The 17,047-nt window shown below is 70.0% G+C and carries 11 protein-coding genes; 2 read left to right on the forward strand and 9 right to left on the reverse strand.

Annotated elements, in window-relative coordinates:
• Window positions 1-158 precede the first annotated feature (158 nt).
• Window positions 159-4,322 (forward strand): HAMP domain-containing protein, encoded by a 4,164-nt coding sequence (locus ABZ027_RS19175; RefSeq protein WP_356769736.1) that lies wholly within the window; start codon window positions 159-161, stop codon window positions 4,320-4,322.
• Window positions 4,323-4,399: 77 nt separating this feature from the next.
• On the opposite strand, the gene ABZ027_RS19180 is transcribed toward ABZ027_RS19175, so the two are convergent.
• Entirely contained in the window at window positions 4,400-6,274 is a 1,875-nt protein-coding gene (locus tag ABZ027_RS19180; RefSeq protein ID WP_356769738.1) for an AMP-binding protein, read from the reverse strand.
• A gap of 271 nt (window positions 6,275-6,545) precedes the next feature.
• On the reverse strand, window positions 6,546-8,414 hold the full coding sequence (gene lepA / locus ABZ027_RS19185; protein WP_356769740.1) for a translation elongation factor 4: 1,869 nt from the start codon (window positions 8,412-8,414) through the stop codon (window positions 6,546-6,548).
• A gap of 246 nt (window positions 8,415-8,660) precedes the next feature.
• On the opposite strand from lepA, the gene rpsT reads away from it, so the two are divergent.
• Window positions 8,661-8,927: a 30S ribosomal protein S20 gene (gene rpsT / locus ABZ027_RS19190; protein ID WP_030042978.1), complete on the forward strand. Its 267-nt coding sequence runs from the start codon at window positions 8,661-8,663 to the stop codon at window positions 8,925-8,927.
• A 193-nt stretch (window positions 8,928-9,120) separates the two neighbouring features.
• On the opposite strand, the gene ABZ027_RS19195 is transcribed toward rpsT, so the two are convergent.
• From ABZ027_RS19195 to ABZ027_RS19225, 7 genes are all read right to left on the reverse strand, one after another.
• On the reverse strand, window positions 9,121-9,519 hold the full coding sequence (locus ABZ027_RS19195; protein ID WP_356769743.1) for a nuclear transport factor 2 family protein: 399 nt from the start codon (window positions 9,517-9,519) through the stop codon (window positions 9,121-9,123).
• Between the two features lie 241 nt (window positions 9,520-9,760).
• The gene (gene holA, locus ABZ027_RS19200) at window positions 9,761-10,750 is read right to left on the reverse strand and encodes a DNA polymerase III subunit delta (protein WP_356769745.1); all 990 of its coding nucleotides are present in this window, start codon (window positions 10,748-10,750) and stop codon (window positions 9,761-9,763) included.
• A 116-nt stretch (window positions 10,751-10,866) separates the two neighbouring features.
• Entirely contained in the window at window positions 10,867-11,112 is a 246-nt protein-coding gene (locus tag ABZ027_RS19205) for a hypothetical protein (protein ID WP_356769747.1), read from the reverse strand.
• 91 nt (window positions 11,113-11,203) lie between these two features.
• A complete protein-coding gene (locus ABZ027_RS19210) occupies window positions 11,204-12,085 on the reverse strand; it encodes a YceI family protein (protein ID WP_356769749.1) in 882 nt (293 codons plus the stop codon).
• Between the two features lie 113 nt (window positions 12,086-12,198).
• Entirely contained in the window at window positions 12,199-13,014 is an 816-nt protein-coding gene (locus ABZ027_RS19215) for an arylamine N-acetyltransferase (RefSeq protein WP_356769751.1), read from the reverse strand.
• 4 nt (window positions 13,015-13,018) lie between these two features.
• Complete coding sequence (locus ABZ027_RS19220) at window positions 13,019-15,658, reverse strand: ComEC/Rec2 family competence protein (protein WP_356769753.1); 2,640 nt, start codon at window positions 15,656-15,658, stop codon at window positions 13,019-13,021.
• Window positions 15,655-16,947 carry a ComEA family DNA-binding protein gene (locus ABZ027_RS19225; protein ID WP_356769755.1) on the reverse strand — a complete coding sequence of 431 codons (1,293 nt, stop codon included), beginning with the start codon at window positions 16,945-16,947 and terminating at the stop codon, window positions 15,655-15,657. The genes ABZ027_RS19220 and ABZ027_RS19225 overlap by 4 nt, the downstream gene beginning before the upstream one ends.
• Window positions 16,948-17,047 lie beyond the last annotated feature (100 nt).

Genomic DNA, 17,047 nt, shown 5'->3' on the forward strand with positions numbered 1-17,047 from the left:
GAAACGGTCTCCCGGTGCGTCGGAATGGCCCCCATGGGCAGCTCCCCGAACGGTTCGGACGAATACACCTCAGTCGATGCGGACAGAGTGACAGACTGACCACGCCCATAAGCGCCGAGTTACCGAAGTGGGCCGCCATGAGTGAGAACAGTGCCGCCATGAGTGAGAACAGTGCTACGCGTGTGCTCGAAGACGGCCACGAAGATGGCCGGATTCGAGCATCGGATCTGCGCCCACTGCTCGCCGCGATGACCGCGGCCCGGGACGGGGACTTCGCCAAGGTGCCGGAGTCGGGTCCCGGCCCGGTGGCCGAGCTGACCGCCATCTTCAACCAGATCATGGACCGCAGCACCCACTTCAACACCGAAGTGCAGCGCGTGAAACGGGAGGTGGTCCGGCACGGCCGACTCGACGAACGGCTCGGCGCGAGCCCGGGCCAGGGTTCCTGGACCTCCCGGGTCAACGACGTCAACCAGGTGCTCGACGCCCTGGTGGCGCCGGCGGCGAACGCGGCCCGGGTACTGGACGCGGTGGCCGGCGGCGACCTGACCCAGCGGGTCGATCTGCACGACGGCAGTCGGCAGTTACGCGGTGATATGCGCCGGCTGGGTCAGGCCGTGAACAAGATGGTGGACCAGCTCTCCCTGTTCACCGGCGAGGTGACCCGGGTCGCCCGCGAGGTAGGCACCGAGGGACGGCTCGGCGGCCGGGCCAAGGTGACGGGTCTGTCCGGCAGTTGGCGGGACGTGACCGAGGCGGTCAACACGATGGCGTCCCGGCTGACGGCCCAGGTCCGCGACATCGCGCTGGTGACCACGGCGGTCGCCCGTGGCGACCTGACCCGCACGGTCACCGTCGAGGCGACGGGTGAGCTGCTCGAACTGAAGCTGACCGTGAACACGATGGTCGACCAGCTCTCCGCCTTCGCCGACGAGGTCACCCGCGTCGCCCGCGAGGTCGGCACCGAGGGTCAGCTGGGCGGCCGGGCCCAGGTCCGGGGCGTGTCCGGGGTGTGGAAGGACCTCACCGACAACGTCAACTTCATGGCGTCGAACCTGACGTCCCAGGTCCGCAACATCGCCCAGGTCACCACCGCCGTCGCCAACGGCGACCTGAGCCAGAAGATCACTGTCGACGCGCAGGGCGAGATCCTGGAGCTGAAGTCGACGATCAACACGATGGTCGACCAGCTCTCCGCCTTCGCCGACGAGGTCAACCGCGTCGCCCGCGAGGTCGGCACCGAGGGCAACCTCGGCGGCCGGGCCCAGGTAAGAGGCGTCTCCGGCGTCTGGAAGGACCTCACCGACAACGTCAACTTCATGGCCGACAACCTGACCTCCCAGGTCCGCAACATCGCCCTGGTGTCGACCGCCGTCGCGCAGGGCGACCTCGGCAAGAAGATCACGGTGGAGGCCAAGGGCGAGATCCTGGAGCTGAAGACCACCATCAACACGATGGTCGACCAGCTCTCCGCCTTCGCCGACGAGGTCAACCGCGTCGCCCGCGAGGTCGGCACCGAGGGCAACCTCGGCGGTCAGGCCCAGGTAAGAGGTGTGTCCGGCGTCTGGAAGGACCTCACCGACAACGTCAACTTCATGGCGGTGAACCTCACTTCGCAGGTCCGCAACATCGCCCAGGTCACCACCGCCGTCGCCAACGGCGACCTGTCCAAGAAGATCACCGTCGACGCCCGCGGCGAGATCCTCGAACTGAAGGACACCGTCAACACGATGGTGGAGCAGCTGCGGGCCTTCGCCGACGAGGTCACCCGGGTGGCCCGCGAGGTCGGCACCGACGGCCGGCTCGGCGGTCGCGCCCAGGTACTGGGCGTCTCGGGCGTCTGGCGGGACCTGACCGACAACGTCAACTACATGGCGGACAACCTGACGTCGCAGGTCCGCAACATCGCCCAGGTGGCGACCGCCGTCGCGCAGGGCGACCTGTCGAAGAAGATCGACGTGGACGCCCGCGGCGAGATCCTGGAGCTGAAGACCACCATCAACACGATGGTCGACACCCTGTCCTCCTTCTCCTCCGAGGTCACCCGCGTCGCCCGCGAGGTCGGCTCCGAGGGCCAACTCGGCGGACAGGCCCGGGTGGAGGGCGTCTACGGCACCTGGAAGCGCCTCACGACCAACGTGAACGAACTCGCGCTGAACCTCACCACCCAGGTCCGCGCGATCGCCGAGGTGGCCTCCGCGGTGGCCCAGGGCGACATGTCGCGCTCCATCACCGTGGAGACGCAGGGCGAGGTCACCGAACTCAAGGACAACATCAACCTGATGGTGGCCAACCTCCGCGAGACGACCCGGGCGAAGGACTGGCTCGAGTCGAACCTGGCCCGCCTGGCCGCGCTGATGCAGGGGCACCGGGACCTGATGGAGGTCGCCGACCTGATCCTGCGTGAACTGACCCCGCTGGTGAACGCCCAGTACGGGGCGTTCTTCCTGGCCGACCCGGACGAGGACGGCACCTCGCTGCGCACCACCGTGCCCGCGAAGGGGCTGGCGTTCATCGCCGGGTACGGGGCCGCCCAGGAGGCCACCGTGGAGACCGGCGGACTCCCCGTGCACGGCCTGGTCAGGCAGGCCGCCCGGGAGAAGAAACGGATCCTGGTGGAGGAGGCCCCGCCGGACTACATCAAGATCAACAGCGGGCTCGGGGAAGCCGCCCCGACGAGCGTGGTCATCATCCCGATCCTCTTCGAGGACAAACTGCTCGGCGTGATCGAGCTGGCCTCCTTCTCCCGCTTCTCCGATGTGCACCTGGCGTTCTTCGACCAGTTCGTGAACACCATCGGCGTCGCCATCAACACGATCATCGCCAACTCCCGTACCGAGTCCCTGCTCGGTGAGTCCCAGCGGCTGGCCATGCAGCTCCAGGAGCGCTCGGACGAACTGCAGATGCAGCAGGCGGAGTTGCGCCGCTCGAACGCCGAACTGGAGGAGAAGGCGGCCCTGCTGGCCACGTCCTCCCAGTACAAGTCGGAGTTCCTGGCGAACATGTCGCACGAGCTGCGCACCCCCCTGAACTCGCTGCTGATCCTGGCCCGGCTGCTCTCCGACAATCCGGACGGCCATCTCTCCGACCAGGAAGTGCAGTTCGCGACGACGATCCACCGCTCGGGCTCGGACCTGCTCCAGCTGATCAACGACATCCTCGACCTCTCGAAGATCGAGGCGGGCCGGATGGACGTACGCCCCAAGCGGCTCCCGCTCATCAAGCTGCTGGACTACGTCCACGCGACCTTCCGGCCGCTCACCATCGACCGGGGGCTCGCCTTCGAGGTGGCGGTCGGCGAGGACGTACCGCGCGAGATGTACTCCGACGAGCAGCGTCTCCAGCAGATCCTGCGCAACCTGCTCTCCAACGCGATCAAGTTCACCGCGACGGGCCGGGTCGAGCTGCGGGTGAACCGGGTGAAGGACCCCGAACACCGATGGGGGTCGCCCTCGAGGGAAGTCGAGAGCGGGGGAGTCCAGGGCAGCGACGAGGTGATCGCCTTCGCGGTGTCCGACACCGGTATCGGCATCGCCGCCGAGAAACTCCCGGTGATCTTCGAGGCGTTCGCGCAGGCCGACGGGACGACCAACCGCAAGTACGGGGGCACCGGCCTCGGGCTGTCCATCAGCCGCGAGATCGCGGGCCTGCTCGGCGGCCGTATCGTCGCCGAGAGCGACCCCGGAAAGGGGTCCACCTTCACGCTGTACGTCCCGGTCGTCAGCCCCGGCCACCCGGCGACCGGCCCGGTCCCGGAGGACCGTACGCCGCTGGGGCCGGAGGAACTGCCGACCGAGCCCTACGCCGCCGACGACGACCCGGACGACTCCTGGCCCGCGCCCACCAAGCTGGAGGCGTGGAAGTGGGGGCGGGCCGGCCAGGTCCTGCCCGGGCGCCGGGTGCTGATCGTGGACGACGACATCCGCAACGTCTTCGCCCTCACCCATGTCCTGGGCCGGGTCGGCATGCCGGTCCTCTACGCGGAGAACGGCCGCGAGGGCATCGAGACGCTGGAGCGCAACCCGGACGTCGAACTCGTCCTGATGGACATCATGATGCCGGAGATGGACGGCTACGAGACCATCGCCGCCATCCGCCGCTCCTCGCGCTGGGCGGGCCTGCCCATCGTCGCGCTCACCGCGAAGGTGATGCCGGGAGACCGCGAGCAGTCCATCGCCCGGGGCGCCAACGACTACGTGCCGAAGCCGGTGGACGTCGACCAGTTGCTGACCGTCGTGTGCGCGCTCCTGGACCCCGAGAGCGTGGACGAGCCGCGGCCCGCCGACGCCGAGCAGACCGCGGTCCCGCCCACGGACGAGTGACCTGCTTCTAAGGGGCGCGGGGAACTGTGCGACAAGCCACAACGGACCGTCAGCCGCCGAACAGCCCCCGCCACGCCCTACGCCTCCCGCGACCCCGCGTACATCTCGTCGATCAGGTGCTTGTACTCCCGCTCGACAACCGGACGCTTCAGCTTCAGGCTCGGCGTGATCTCACCGTGCTCCACGTCGAGATCCCTGGGCAGCAGCCGGAACTTCTTGATCGTCTGCCACCGCTGAAGCCCCGCGTTGAGCTCCTTCACGTATCCCTCGACCATCGAGACCGTCGCCGGCGCGGCGACCACGTCCGCGTACGACTTGCCCTCCAGCCCGTTCTCCTTCGCCCAGTCGAGGATCGAGACCTCGTCCAGCGCGATGAGCGCCGTGCAGAAGTTCCGGTCGGCCCCGTGCACCAGGATGTTGGACACGTACGGGCACACCGCCTTGAACTGCCCCTCGACCTCCGCGGGCGCGATGTACTTCCCGCCGGACGTCTTGATGAGGTCCTTCTTGCGGTCGGTGATCTTCAGATACCCGTCGGGCGACAGCTCGCCGATGTCCCCGGTGTGGAACCAGCCGTCCGACTCCAGCACTTCGGCGGTCTTCTCGGGCAGCCCGTGGTAGCCCTCCATGATGCCCGGCCCGCGCAGCAGGATCTCGCCGTCGTCGGCGATCCGCACCTCCGTGCCGGGCAGCGGCTTGCCGACCGTGCCGGTGCGGTATGCCTCGCCGGGGTTCACGAAGGAGGCCGCGGAGGACTCGGTGAGCCCGTAGCCCTCCAGGATGTGGATGCCCGCGCCGGCGAAGAAGTAGCCGATCTCGGGCGCCAGGGCGGCGCTGCCGGACACACACGCCCGCAGGTTCCCGCCGAACGCCTCTCGGATCTTCGCGAAGACGAGTGCGTCGGCGACCTTGTGCTTGGCTCCGAGTCCGAAGGGAACGGACGGCGATCCGGTGCGCCGGAAGTTGTCCTGCGCGGCCTTGGCGTACTCGCGGGCGACCTCGGAGGCCCACTGGAAGATCTTGTACTTGGCGCCGCCGCCCGCCCGGGCCTTCGCGGCGATCCCGTTGTAGACCTTCTCGAAGATGCGCGGCACGGCCGCCATGTACGTCGGCTCGACGACCGGCAGATTCTCGATGATCTTGTCGACCCGGCCGTCGACGGCGGTGACGTGCCCGACCTCGATCTGCCCGGAGGTCAGCACCTTGCCGAAGACGTGCGCGAGCGGCAGCCACAGGTACTGCACGTCCTCGGCGCTGATCAGCCCGGTCGCGGCGGTCGCCTTCGCCATGTACGCCCAGTTGTCGTGCGGCAGGCGCACCCCCTTGGGGCGGCCGGTGGTGCCGGAGGTGTAGATGAGGGTGGCGAGCTGGTCCTTGGTGATCGCGCCGACCCGCTCCTTGATCAGGTCGGGGTCCTTCTCCAGCCGGGCGGCTCCGCGCTTCTCCAGCTCGTCGAGGGTGAGGATCCAGTCGGCGGTCTCGACTCCTGCGGGGTCGATGACGACCACGTGGGTGAGGTCGGGCAGTTCGGCCCGCTTCTCGACCGCCTTGGCGAGCTGGGCGGCGTTCTCCGCGATCAGCACCCTGCTGTCGGAGTCGGACAGGATGAACGCGGACTCGTCGGCGTTGGTCTGCGGGTAGACGGTCGTGGTGGCGGCCCCGGCGCACATGATGCCGAGGTCGACCAGGATCCACTCGACCCGGGTGGAGGAGGCGAGCGCCACGCGCTGCTCGGGCTGTACGCCCAGCTCGATCAGGCCGGCCGCGACCGCGTAGACCCGCTCGGCGGCCTGCGCCCAGCTCAGCGACTTCCAGTCGTCCGGGCCCTCACCGGAGGCAGGGGGTACCGGGTAGCGGTACGCCTCGGCGTCCGGGGTGGCCGCCACCCGCTCCAGGAAGAGGTTCGCCACGCTCGGCGGTCGGTTCTCGATCAGGGTCTGTGTGTCGCTCACGACATCCTCCGGGGCCCGCGACAGCGCGGCTGGCTCAGTGCGGCTGGGGTCATTGCGGCTTGGGTCTTTGCGGCTGGGCTTGCGGCTGTTCTCACCCGCGAGCCGTTGTTTAACTCGCGAGTAACCATCGAGCAGAGACAGGGTAAGGCGCGACCGGCCGGTGCGTAAGGGGCGACGGCCTGTCACTTCCCACAGAGAGCGACGCTACGCACGCGTAGGGGCCCACCGCGATGACACGCGGCAGGCCCCGGTTTCTCGCGGTGAAAGAGGGCTACTTCTTGCCCTTGCCGGAACCCGCGCTGTCGTCGCTGGACAGTACGGCGATGAAGGCCTCCTGCGGAACCTCCACGGAACCCACCATCTTCATCCGCTTCTTGCCTTCCTTCTGCTTCTCCAGCAGCTTCCGCTTACGGGAGATGTCACCGCCGTAGCACTTGGCGAGGACGTCCTTGCGGATGGCGCGGATGGTCTCGCGGGCGATGACCCGGGAGCCGATGGCGGCCTGGATGGGGATCTCGAAGGCCTGGCGCGGGATCAGCTCGCGCAGCTTGGCGACGAGCCGTACGCCGTACGCGTAGGCGGCGTCCTTGTGGGTGACGGCGGAGAACGCGTCGACGCGGTCGCCGTGCAGCAGGATGTCGACCTTCACCAGCTGGGCGTCCTGCTCGCCGGTGGGCTCGTAGTCCAGGGAGGCGTAACCGCGGGTCTTGGACTTCAGGTTGTCGAAGAAGTCGAAGACGATCTCGGCGAGGGGAAGCGTGTAGCGGATCTCCACGCGGTCCTCGGAGAGGTAGTCCATGCCGAGGAGGGTGCCGCGGCGGGCCTGGCAGAGCTCCATGATCGATCCGATGAACTCGCTGGGAGCGAGGATCGTGGCCCTCACGACCGGCTCGAAGACCTTGTCGATCTTGCCCTCGGGGAACTCGCTCGGGTTGGTGACCGTGTGCTCCTTCCCGTCCTCCATGATCACGCGGTAGACCACGTTGGGCGCGGTGGCGATGAGTTCGAGGTTGAACTCGCGCTCCAGGCGCTCACGGATGACGTCGAGGTGCAGCAGTCCGAGGAAGCCGACGCGGAAGCCGAAGCCGAGGGCCGCGGAGGTCTCCGGCTCGTAGACCAGGGCGGCGTCGTTGAGCTGGAGCTTGTCCAGTGCCTCGCGGAGGTCGGGGTACTCCGAACCGTCCAGCGGGTAGAGGCCGGAGAAGACCATCGGCTTGGGGTCCTTGTACCCGCCGAGGGGCTCGGTGGCGCCCTTCTCCTTGCTGGTGATGGTGTCGCCGACCTTGGACTGACGGACGTCCTTCACACCGGTGATGATGTAGCCCACCTCACCGACGCCGATGCCGTCGGCAGGTGTCATCTCGGGGGACGAGACGCCGATCTCGAGGAGCTCGTGGGTGGCGCCGGTCGACATCATCTTGATGCGCTCGCGCTTGTTGAGCTGGCCGTCGATGACGCGGACGTAGGTGACCACGCCCCGGTAGGAGTCGTAGACCGAGTCGAAGATCATCGCGCGGGCGGGGGCGTCCTTGACGCCCACGGGCGCCGGGACGTCCTGCACGACCCGGTCCAGCAACGCGTCGACGCCCAGGCCCGTCTTGGCGGAGACCTTGAGGACGTCCTCCGGCTGGCAGCCGATGAGGTTGGCGAGTTCCTCGGAGAACTTCTCCGGCTGGGCGGCCGGCAGGTCGATCTTGTTCAGTACGGGGATGATCTTGAGGTCGTTCTCCATCGCCAGGTAGAGGTTGGCGAGGGTCTGGGCCTCGATGCCCTGGGCGGCGTCGACGAGGAGCACGGTGCCCTCGCAGGCCGCGAGCGACCGCGAGACCTCGTAGGTGAAGTCGACGTGCCCCGGGGTGTCGATCATGTTGAGGATGTGCGTGTTCTTCTCGTCATGGGTGGGAGCCCATGGCAGACGCACCGCCTGTGACTTGATCGTGATTCCGCGCTCACGCTCGATATCCATGCGGTCGAGGTACTGAGCACGCATCTGCCGCTGCTCGACCACACCGGTCAGCTGGAGCATCCGGTCGGCGAGCGTGGACTTGCCGTGGTCGATGTGCGCGATGATGCAGAAGTTGCGGATCTGAGCCGGGGCGGTACGGCTCGGCTCGGGCACATGGCTAGGGATCGCGGGCACGCAGGGTCCTGATTCTTGAGGCGTCCGCAGTGTCTGCGGTCTCGGGTCGGATCGATACGTAGCCTCCATGGTCCCACGCGTGGGGCGGTGCGATCGGTTTGGGCCACTCGGAGGGCCGCTGGTACTCTGAGTGGCTGCGCCTCATGCCCTCTCAGCAGGAGGCGCGTCATCAAGAAATCACCGGTACGTGGAGCGGACCGCAAACGGTCCCCGTTCTCGCGTGCCTGAACCTGTAGAGGCTCATTCGTGGCGAACATCAAGTCCCAGATCAAGCGGATCAAGACCAACGAGAAGGCGCGGCTGCGCAACAAGGCCGTCAAGTCCTCCCTGAAGACCGCGATCCGCAAGGCCCGTGAGGCCGCTGCCGCGGGTGACGCCGAGAAGGCCACCGAGTACCAGCGCGCTGCCGCGCGTCAGCTCGACAAGGCCGTCTCCAAGGGCGTCATCCACAAGAACCAGGCCGCCAACAAGAAGTCGGCGCTTGCTTCGAAGGTCGCTTCCCTCAAGGGCTGAACCCTTCTGATCTGACCGCCGGAGGGAATCGAGCGGGCCCTCTCTCATCCGCTCCCGTCCGGCACCCCGGAACCGCGCGCGGCCTGCGTTCGCCACGCGGGCGCGGTTCCACCGTTGTGACATCTTGAACCAAAGGCCCCGGCGCCCGCCCTTCCCCAGGGCGGCACCGGGGCCTTCGGCGTGCCTGATCGGCTCACGCCCAGAACTCGTTCGCCCTGTCGATGTCCTCGACGCATTCGTCAAGGTCGCTGATCTTGTCGCCGACGATCCGGAAGACGATGCACCCCTTCTCGTCGATGCGCCGCTTGTCGGGCCGCTCGCCCGAGAAACGGTGCACGGCGACCGCGTGGCCCCGCCCGTCCACGAGCACGCTCTCCACCTCGACCCGCAGGGTCCCGCCGGTCTCCTCGTAGAGGCGGCCGTACATGTCGATGGTCGCGTCCAGCCCCTTGAAGTCACCCGAGAGCGGGTGGCTGCCGGGAACATGATGCGTACAGTCCGCTGTCATCAGTCCGCGCAAGGTGTCCATGTCCCCACGCGTGAAAGCCTCGTACCCCTTGCGGACGAGCGCTGCGTGCGGGTGTTCAGCCATGACAACCGCCACCTCTCCGTTGCTCGGCGATTTCGGCTGGCATGTCCGATTCTCCTCCGTGTGAGGGCGAGCACACCAGGGCGAGGACGAGAGTCGGCGGGATTAGCTGGAGGCGTCGCGGAGGTGGAGGCGGAACCGGGCGAGACGGGGCCTGGGGGCGCAGTGGAGAGGGGCAGGGAAGCGAGGCGGCGGGTCGCGTCGGGACACGGGGCCGCCGACCGTCAGGGAGTCCTCCGCGTTCCTACCCGCGCCCCCGGGAACGTGCCGCGCGCGCGATCGCGACGACGGCCTTCTCCAGGGCGTACTCGGGGTCGTCGCCGCCGCCCTTCACTCCCGCGTCCGCCTCGGCGACGGCCCGCAGCGCGACGGAGACACCGTCCGGCGTCCATCCCCGCATCTGCTGACGTACCCGGTCGATCTTCCACGGTGGCATGCCCAGCTCTCGCGCCAGATCGGCCGGGCGGCCGCCACGCGCCGACGACAGCTTCCCGATCGCCCGTACCCCCTGCGCCAACGCGCTGGTGATCAGCACCGGCGCGACACCCGTGGCCAGCGACCACCGCAGCGCCTCCAGCGCCTCCGCGGCCCTGCCCTCGACCGCCCGGTCGGCGACCGTGAAGCTGGATGCCTCGGCCCGCCCGGTGTAGTAGAGCCCGACGACCGCCTCGTCGATGGTGCCCTCGACATCCGCGACCAGCTGGGACACGGCGGACGCCAGCTCCCTGAGATCGCTGCCGATGGCGTCCACCAGAACCTGACATGCCTCGGGAGTGGCCGAGCGCCCGGCCGTCCGGAACTCACCCCGCACGAAGGCCAGCCGATCCGCCGGCTTGGTCATCTTCGGGCACGCCACCTCCCGGGCCCCCGCCTTGCGGGCGGCGTCCAACAGCCCCTTGCCCTTGGCTCCGCCCGCGTGCAGCAGCACCAGGGTGATCTCCTCGGCGGGCGCCCCGAGATACGCCTTCACGTCCTTGACCGTGTCGGCCGACAGATCCTGCGCATCGCGCACGACGACGACCTTCCGCTCCGCGAAGAGCGACGGGCTGGTCAGCTCCGCCAGCGTCCCGGGCTGCAACTGGTCCGGGGTCAGGTCACGTACGTCCGTGTCGGCGTCGGCGGCCCTGGCAGCAGCCACCACCTCCCGCACCGCACGGTCGAGCAGGAGGTCCTCCTGGCCCACGGCCAGGGTCACCGGGGCGAGGAGGTCGTCATTCGCAGTCTTTCTGGCCATCGCGTAAAGCATCGCACGGGGCACTGACAACGAGCCCCGACGACAGCGAGTCCGACAGCGGACGTGCCGTCCCGCCCACCCCGGCGGCCCGGCTCACCGCAGCCCGGGCGGTGCCCCTACGGCTCCTCACGCCACCCGTCCCACTCCCCCGCGAACGCGTCCAGTTCCCCGGGATCCAGCCGCTCTTCCTCGTCCCGCAGGACCACGAGCCACTGCGCGTCCTCGGCGTCGTCCTCACCGGCCAGCGCGTCCCGGACGAGTCGCGGCTCCTCGACGACCCCGAACCGCTCCCCGAGCGCCCCCGCCACCTCCTCCGCGGCATCACGGTCGGGCAGCACCAGCACATGTCTCACATCGCTCACGCCGCCATTCTCCGGCACCGCACCCGCACCGAGGCATCCCCCCAGTGGGGCCCACCCCAGACCGAGAGCCCGGTCCCGCAGCGCCCCGGTGTCAGCCCTTGGGCACGATCTGCACATCCAGCTCGATGCGGATACTCGGCCCCACCACCGCGATCCCCCGCGCCAGCATCGTCTGCCAGCTCACGGTGAAGTCGTCCCGGTGCAACTCGGTCGTGGCCCGGCACGCCGCCCGCACCTCACCCTCCATCCCGTTCCCGAGGCCGAGGTACTCCGTGTCGAGCGTGACCGTGCGCGTCACCCCGTGCAGCGACAACGCCCCCGTGACCGCCCACCGGTTGCCACCCTTGTGCACGAACCGCTCGCTGTAGAACTCCAGCGTCGGAAACCGCCGTACGTCCAGGAAGTCCGCCGACCGCAGGTGGTCGTCCCGCATCCGCACGTTCGTGTCGATGGACGCCGCGTCGATCACCACGTGCATCGCCGACTGGTCCATCCGGTCGCCGATCCGTACCGCGCCCGCGAAGGAGTTGAACCGCCCGTGGACCCGGGCCATCCCTATGTGCCGTGCGGTGAAGCCGACCGAGGAGTGCGCCAGCTCGACCTCCCAGTCACCCGGCCCCGGCAGTTCCAGCGGCTGGGCGACCTGGAGGGTCACATCACCGAGGGAGGCGAGCGCGTTCTCACCCACCATCGCGGTCGCCCGGTACGGCGTGTACCCGTCGGCCGACACCGCGAGCCGGTACTCCCCCGCCGGCACCGTCGTCATGAACGACCCGTAGGGATCCGTACCCCCGCTGACCACCTTGCGCCCCATGGCGTCGCTGACCGCGAACTCGGCGTTCGCCACCGGCTCGTTCACCGGGTCCAGCACCCGGCAGCTGAGCACCCCGGCACTCGGCGGGGTCTGCAGCGCCCCCCACGGACTCGCCCGTTGCACCCGGTTAGTACGGTTTCCCAGCCAGCGGCCGATCATCTTCGACGTCCCTGCGACTTGATATCAGTGTTGCCGAAGACGCATTCGACCACTGATGAGGTATTCGAGGCAACAGGGCTCACATCGTGGGAAACCGAACCGTCTGGCCCGTATTAGCCACTCCGGTTGGGATTTCGCACTGTCGGCACGCCATCCAGCTCGATACCGAACCGCTCCCGGTACACCTCCAGCACCTCCTCGTCCGTACCGAGCTCCCGCTCCTCCCGCGCCGCGTCCGGGCCCGTCACCTTGAGGGTGCGCCCGCTGAGTGTGATCCTCCCCCCGTCCTCCGTCACCCGTGAGCAGACCAGCGACTGCGTGAAGTGCGAGGCCGGCGAGGTGCTGTGCCACCAGGCTCCGGCCACGAAGTCACCGAGCACCCGGGGCCGTGTCTCCAGCCGGTACTGGGCCCTGCCGTCGACCACCACATCAAGGTCCACCCCGTCCACCCCGCCCCGCTGGGCCACCTCGACGATCCGGAACATGCCGCCCGGGTCCTTCTGCTCCCCCCGCGCCTCGAACGCCAGCGGATAGTGGCTGTGCGCCCCGAACCCGACGTCGGCCAGCCACTCGCTCCCGTCCACCGCCCTCACCCGCAGGGCGAGATGGTCGTACGGAATCCCGAGCCGCCCCTCGTCTCCGTGCACCCGCGCCGCGAGCAACCTGACATCGAAGCCGAGGGCGGTGAGCAACGATCCGAACGCGCCGTTCAGTTCGTAACAGAACCCGCCCCTGCGCGCGCCCACCACCTTGTCCAACAGCCGCTTCTCCTCCAGCACGATCTCCTCGCCGAGGTGGACCGACAGGTTCTCGAAGGGCACCGTCCGCAGATGGCGCAGCTGCAACTCACGCAGGACGTCAAGGGTGGGCCGCGCGGGCCGCTCGACGCCGATGCGGCGGAGATAGGCATCGACCTGTGTGGAATCCATGGCCTCAGTCTCGCGCCACCTGGAGCTGTCCGCCGCCCGTGCCCTCACCTCCCGTCACCGCGACCGCTCCGTCCTGGTCGGTGCGCAGCACTGTCGCGCCCCCGGCCCGCAGCGCCTCGACCGTGCCAGGAGCCGGGTGGCCGTAAGGGTTGTCGGCACCGCAGCTGATGAGCGCCAGGCGTGGGGCAACCCGGCGTATGAGGTCCGGGTCCTGGTAGGCCGAGCCGTGGTGGGCGACCTTGAGCACGTCCACCCCGGCCAGCGCCACGCTCGCCGGCGACCGCAACAGAGCCCGCTGAGCCGGGGGTTCGAGATCTCCGAGCAGCAGGAACCTCAGCCCCGCCGACCGGACCAGCAGAGTGACACTGGCGTCGTTCGGTCCCTCCGGTTCCGGTGCCGGGCGCAGGGGCGGCCACAGCACCTCCCAGGACAGCTGACCGGTACGCAGTCGCTCTCCGGCCAGGGCAGGCGTCACCGGAATATGCCGGTCCGCGGCCGCCCTGCGTACGAACTCGGCCTGGTCCACGGGCTCCTCGTAGCCCGTCGTGGCGATCGCGCCCACCGAACGCCCCCGCAGCACCCCGGACAGCCCCGCCACATGGTCCGCATGGAAGTGGGTCAGCACCACGAGCGGCACCCTGGTGATGCCGAGCGCCCGCAGACAGCGGTCGACCAGCGCCGGGTCGGGCCCGGCGTCCACCACCACCCCGGTGCCTTCGCCCGCCGCGAGCACCGTCGCGTCACCCTGTCCCACATCGCACATCGTCAGCCGCCAGTCCGGCGGTGGCCAGCCCGTGATCACTCTGGTCAGCGGCGGGGGCTGCACCACCACCAGCACGAGCAGGAGCCCGCACGCCCCGCACAGCCAGGGGTGTCCGACCAGCCGGCGGCCGAGCAGCAGGACGACCACCGTGACGAGGAGGAGCAGTGCCGCCCCGGCCCAGGTGCCGGGCCAGTCCACTCCCCCGCCGGGCAGCGCCGCCCCGGCGCGGGCGATCTGGGCGATCCACTCCGTCGGCCAACTCGCGCACCAGGCCAGCCCCTTGGCCACCGGCATCACCAACGGTGCCGTGGCCAGCGCCGCGAAGCCCAGCACCGTGGCGGGCGCCACCGCGAACTCCACCAGGAGGTTGCAGGGCACCGCCACCAGACTCACCCGCGCCGACAGCACCGCCATGACGGGTGCGCACAGGGCCTGCGCGGCAGCCGCGGCGGCCAGCGCCTCCGCCAGCCGCGGCGGCACCCGACGCGCCCGCAGCGCGCGGCTCCATCGCGGCGCGAGGGTGAGCAGGGCTCCGGTGGCCAGGACGGAGAGCAGGAAGCCGTAGCTGCGGGCCAGCCAGGGGTCGTACAGCACCAGGAGCAGTACGGCCGTCGCCAGTGCCGGGATGAGCGATCTGCGGCGTCCGGTGGCGAGCGCGACCAGGGTGACTGCCCCGCAGGCCGCCGCCCGCAGCACACTCGGGTCCGGTCGGCACACCACGACGAACCCGAGGGTGAGCCCGCCGCCGGCCAGCGCGGTCGTCCGCAGCGACAGCCCGAGCCGGGGCGCGAGCCCGCGCCGCTCGACGAGTCGGGCCAGTCCGGGCGGCCCCACGAGCAGGGCCAGGATGATGGTGAGGTTGCTGCCCGAGACGGCGAGCGTGTGCGCCAGGTCGGTCTCCTTGAAGGCCTCGTCCAGCTCCGGAGTGATCCGCGCGGTGTCTCCGACCACCAGCCCGGGCAGCAGCGCCCGCGCGTCCCCCGACAGCCCGTCCGTTGCCTCCCTCAGCCCGGCCCGCAGCCGGCCCGCGAACCGCTGCGGCGCCGACGGCTCGCCCACCACGTCCGGCGCCGCCCGGCCCCGTACCCGCAGCACGGCCGCGACTCGGTCGCCACCCACCATCGCGGGCGCCAGTCGCACGGTCACCCGCAGCCTCGTGGAGGGCAGCAGTTCCAGCCAGGGCGACCGTCCCGGCCCCTCGACGCCGGGAGACGGGCCCTCCGTCGCCCCTGCCGCGTCAGCGCGCGGTCTCCTCGGCGCCCCGTCCACGTTAGGCGGACCGGTCCTCGTGGCAGCCACGTCGACGAACATCAGCACCGGCGCGCGAGTCGTCACCGATGTACCGTCCGGCGTCTCGACGCGTCGTACGTCGGCGTTGATCAGCACGGACGTCGGTGCCGCGTGGTCCCCTCTGATCCGAGCGCGGGTGAGCCGTGGATCGGAGGTCACCTGGACCTCCGCGGTCACCGTGGCGTACTGCCGCGCCAGCGCCGGGACCGGCCCCCGCCGAAGGTCGGCCCCGTGGAGCCCGGCGGAGGCCGCGGCCGCCGCGACACAGAGCAACACGGCGGCGACCGAGACCCGCGCCCAGGTCACCCGCGCGGGACGAGTACGCACCCGCGCGGACACCAGGAGGACACCGGCTGCGGCAAGGCATACGGCCACCAGGCCGATCACCCGGCCCGGCGACGCGCTCAGCGTCAGCGAGGCCGTCGCCCAGGCGGCGAGTGCGGGCGGTACGAGCCGTAGGTCCGTCGGTCCTTCCTGCCGTGGGTGGGCGGCTCCGAGCCGTTTTCCCGAGGTGGCGTGGACAGTGTGACGGGGTGGGGCGGTGGTGGGGTCGGGCGGCGTGTGGGGCGTGGGCGTGGTCGGCGTACTCATGGCCGTACGAGATTTTGTAGGTCGGCGAAGCGGCGGTCGCCGATGCCGTTGACCTCGCGCAGCTCGTCCACCGAACGGAAGCCGCCGTGCTGGGTGCGGTAGTCGATGATGTGCTGGGCCAGCACCGGGCCCACGCCGGGCAGGGTGTCGAGTTGCTCCACGGTCGCCGTGTTGAGGAGGACGGGGGCCGCCGGCCCGGTGCCCGCCATGGCGCCGCCCGCACCGCCGACGGCGGGAGCGCCCCCCGAGCCGGGCACCGCGGGGGCGGCGGTGCCCCCGACGATCACTTGTTCTCCGTCCACCAGGAAGCGGGCGCGGTTGAGGCCGTCGGTGTTCGTCCCCGGCCGCACTCCACCGGCCGCTCGCAACGCGTCGGCGACCCGTGAACCGGCCGGCAGACTGTGGATTCCGGGCTCGCGCACCTTGCCACCGACGTCCACGACGATCTCGGCGGCTGCCGTGCCCGCGGCGCTCGGTGCACCGGCCGGCACAGCGGGCGCCGACTCCTCGCCGGGCTCCACCGCACCGTACGGCTGGGCCGCCCGCACCACCTCAGGCGCACGGACGGGTTCGGTCCGGCCGGTCCAGAAGTGCTGCACGGCGAACGCGCCGGCGACGACGAGCAGCACCGTCAGCGCGAACACACCTCGCCGCTCCAGACCGCATCGCGTCTGCAGCCACACCGGCAACCGCTCCCGCAGAGCCAACCCGAGCCGCGCCCGCCGCCCGCCCACAGCGGGCCCCGCCTGGTCACTGAACCCCACGTCCGTGTCAACCTCGTCGAAGAAACCCCTCGGGGACCGGCGGTCGGGGGGCGCCATGCCGTCTCGGGTCAAACGGTCGGGGGGCGCCACGCCGTCCCAGGCCACGTGGTCACGGGAGGCCACAGCTCCTATGGCCGCGCCGGAGGCCCGTAATCCCCCACCGCTGATGTCGGTGACGTCGGGGGCATCGGTGCCGCCAGAGCCCTCAGTGCCGTCACTGACATAGGTGCCGTCAGTGCCCTCAGTGCCGCCACTGACATCGGCAACCCGTTGCTCCCCGCCCGGCGGCCCCTTCCCCGACTCCCGCCATTCCCCGGCGCGTTCGGCGAACAACGCCTCCGCCCTGCGGCGGAGCTCGTCGGCGGACGCGTGCCGGGGCCGGGCGACACGGCCGCGCGTGGGTGGACGGCGGTGACGGGTGCGTGTGGTGGCCCGTGAAGAGGTACGGGTCCGGCCGTCGGAGGTGGGCCCGCGCCCCGGGCCACTGGTCGCGGTGCCTGTGCGTGAACGTGATCGAAGTGCCATGTGCCGAGGATCTGACACCTCGCCGCCATCGCGATGATCTTGGTCATTTCCCGTGGACTGCCACCCGGTTGTGGATAACTCCGCCACCCATGGGAGTGAG

Source organism: Streptomyces sp. NPDC006332, assembly GCF_040612855.1.
In the GTDB taxonomy this organism is placed as follows: Bacteria; Actinomycetota; Actinomycetes; order Streptomycetales; family Streptomycetaceae; genus Streptomyces.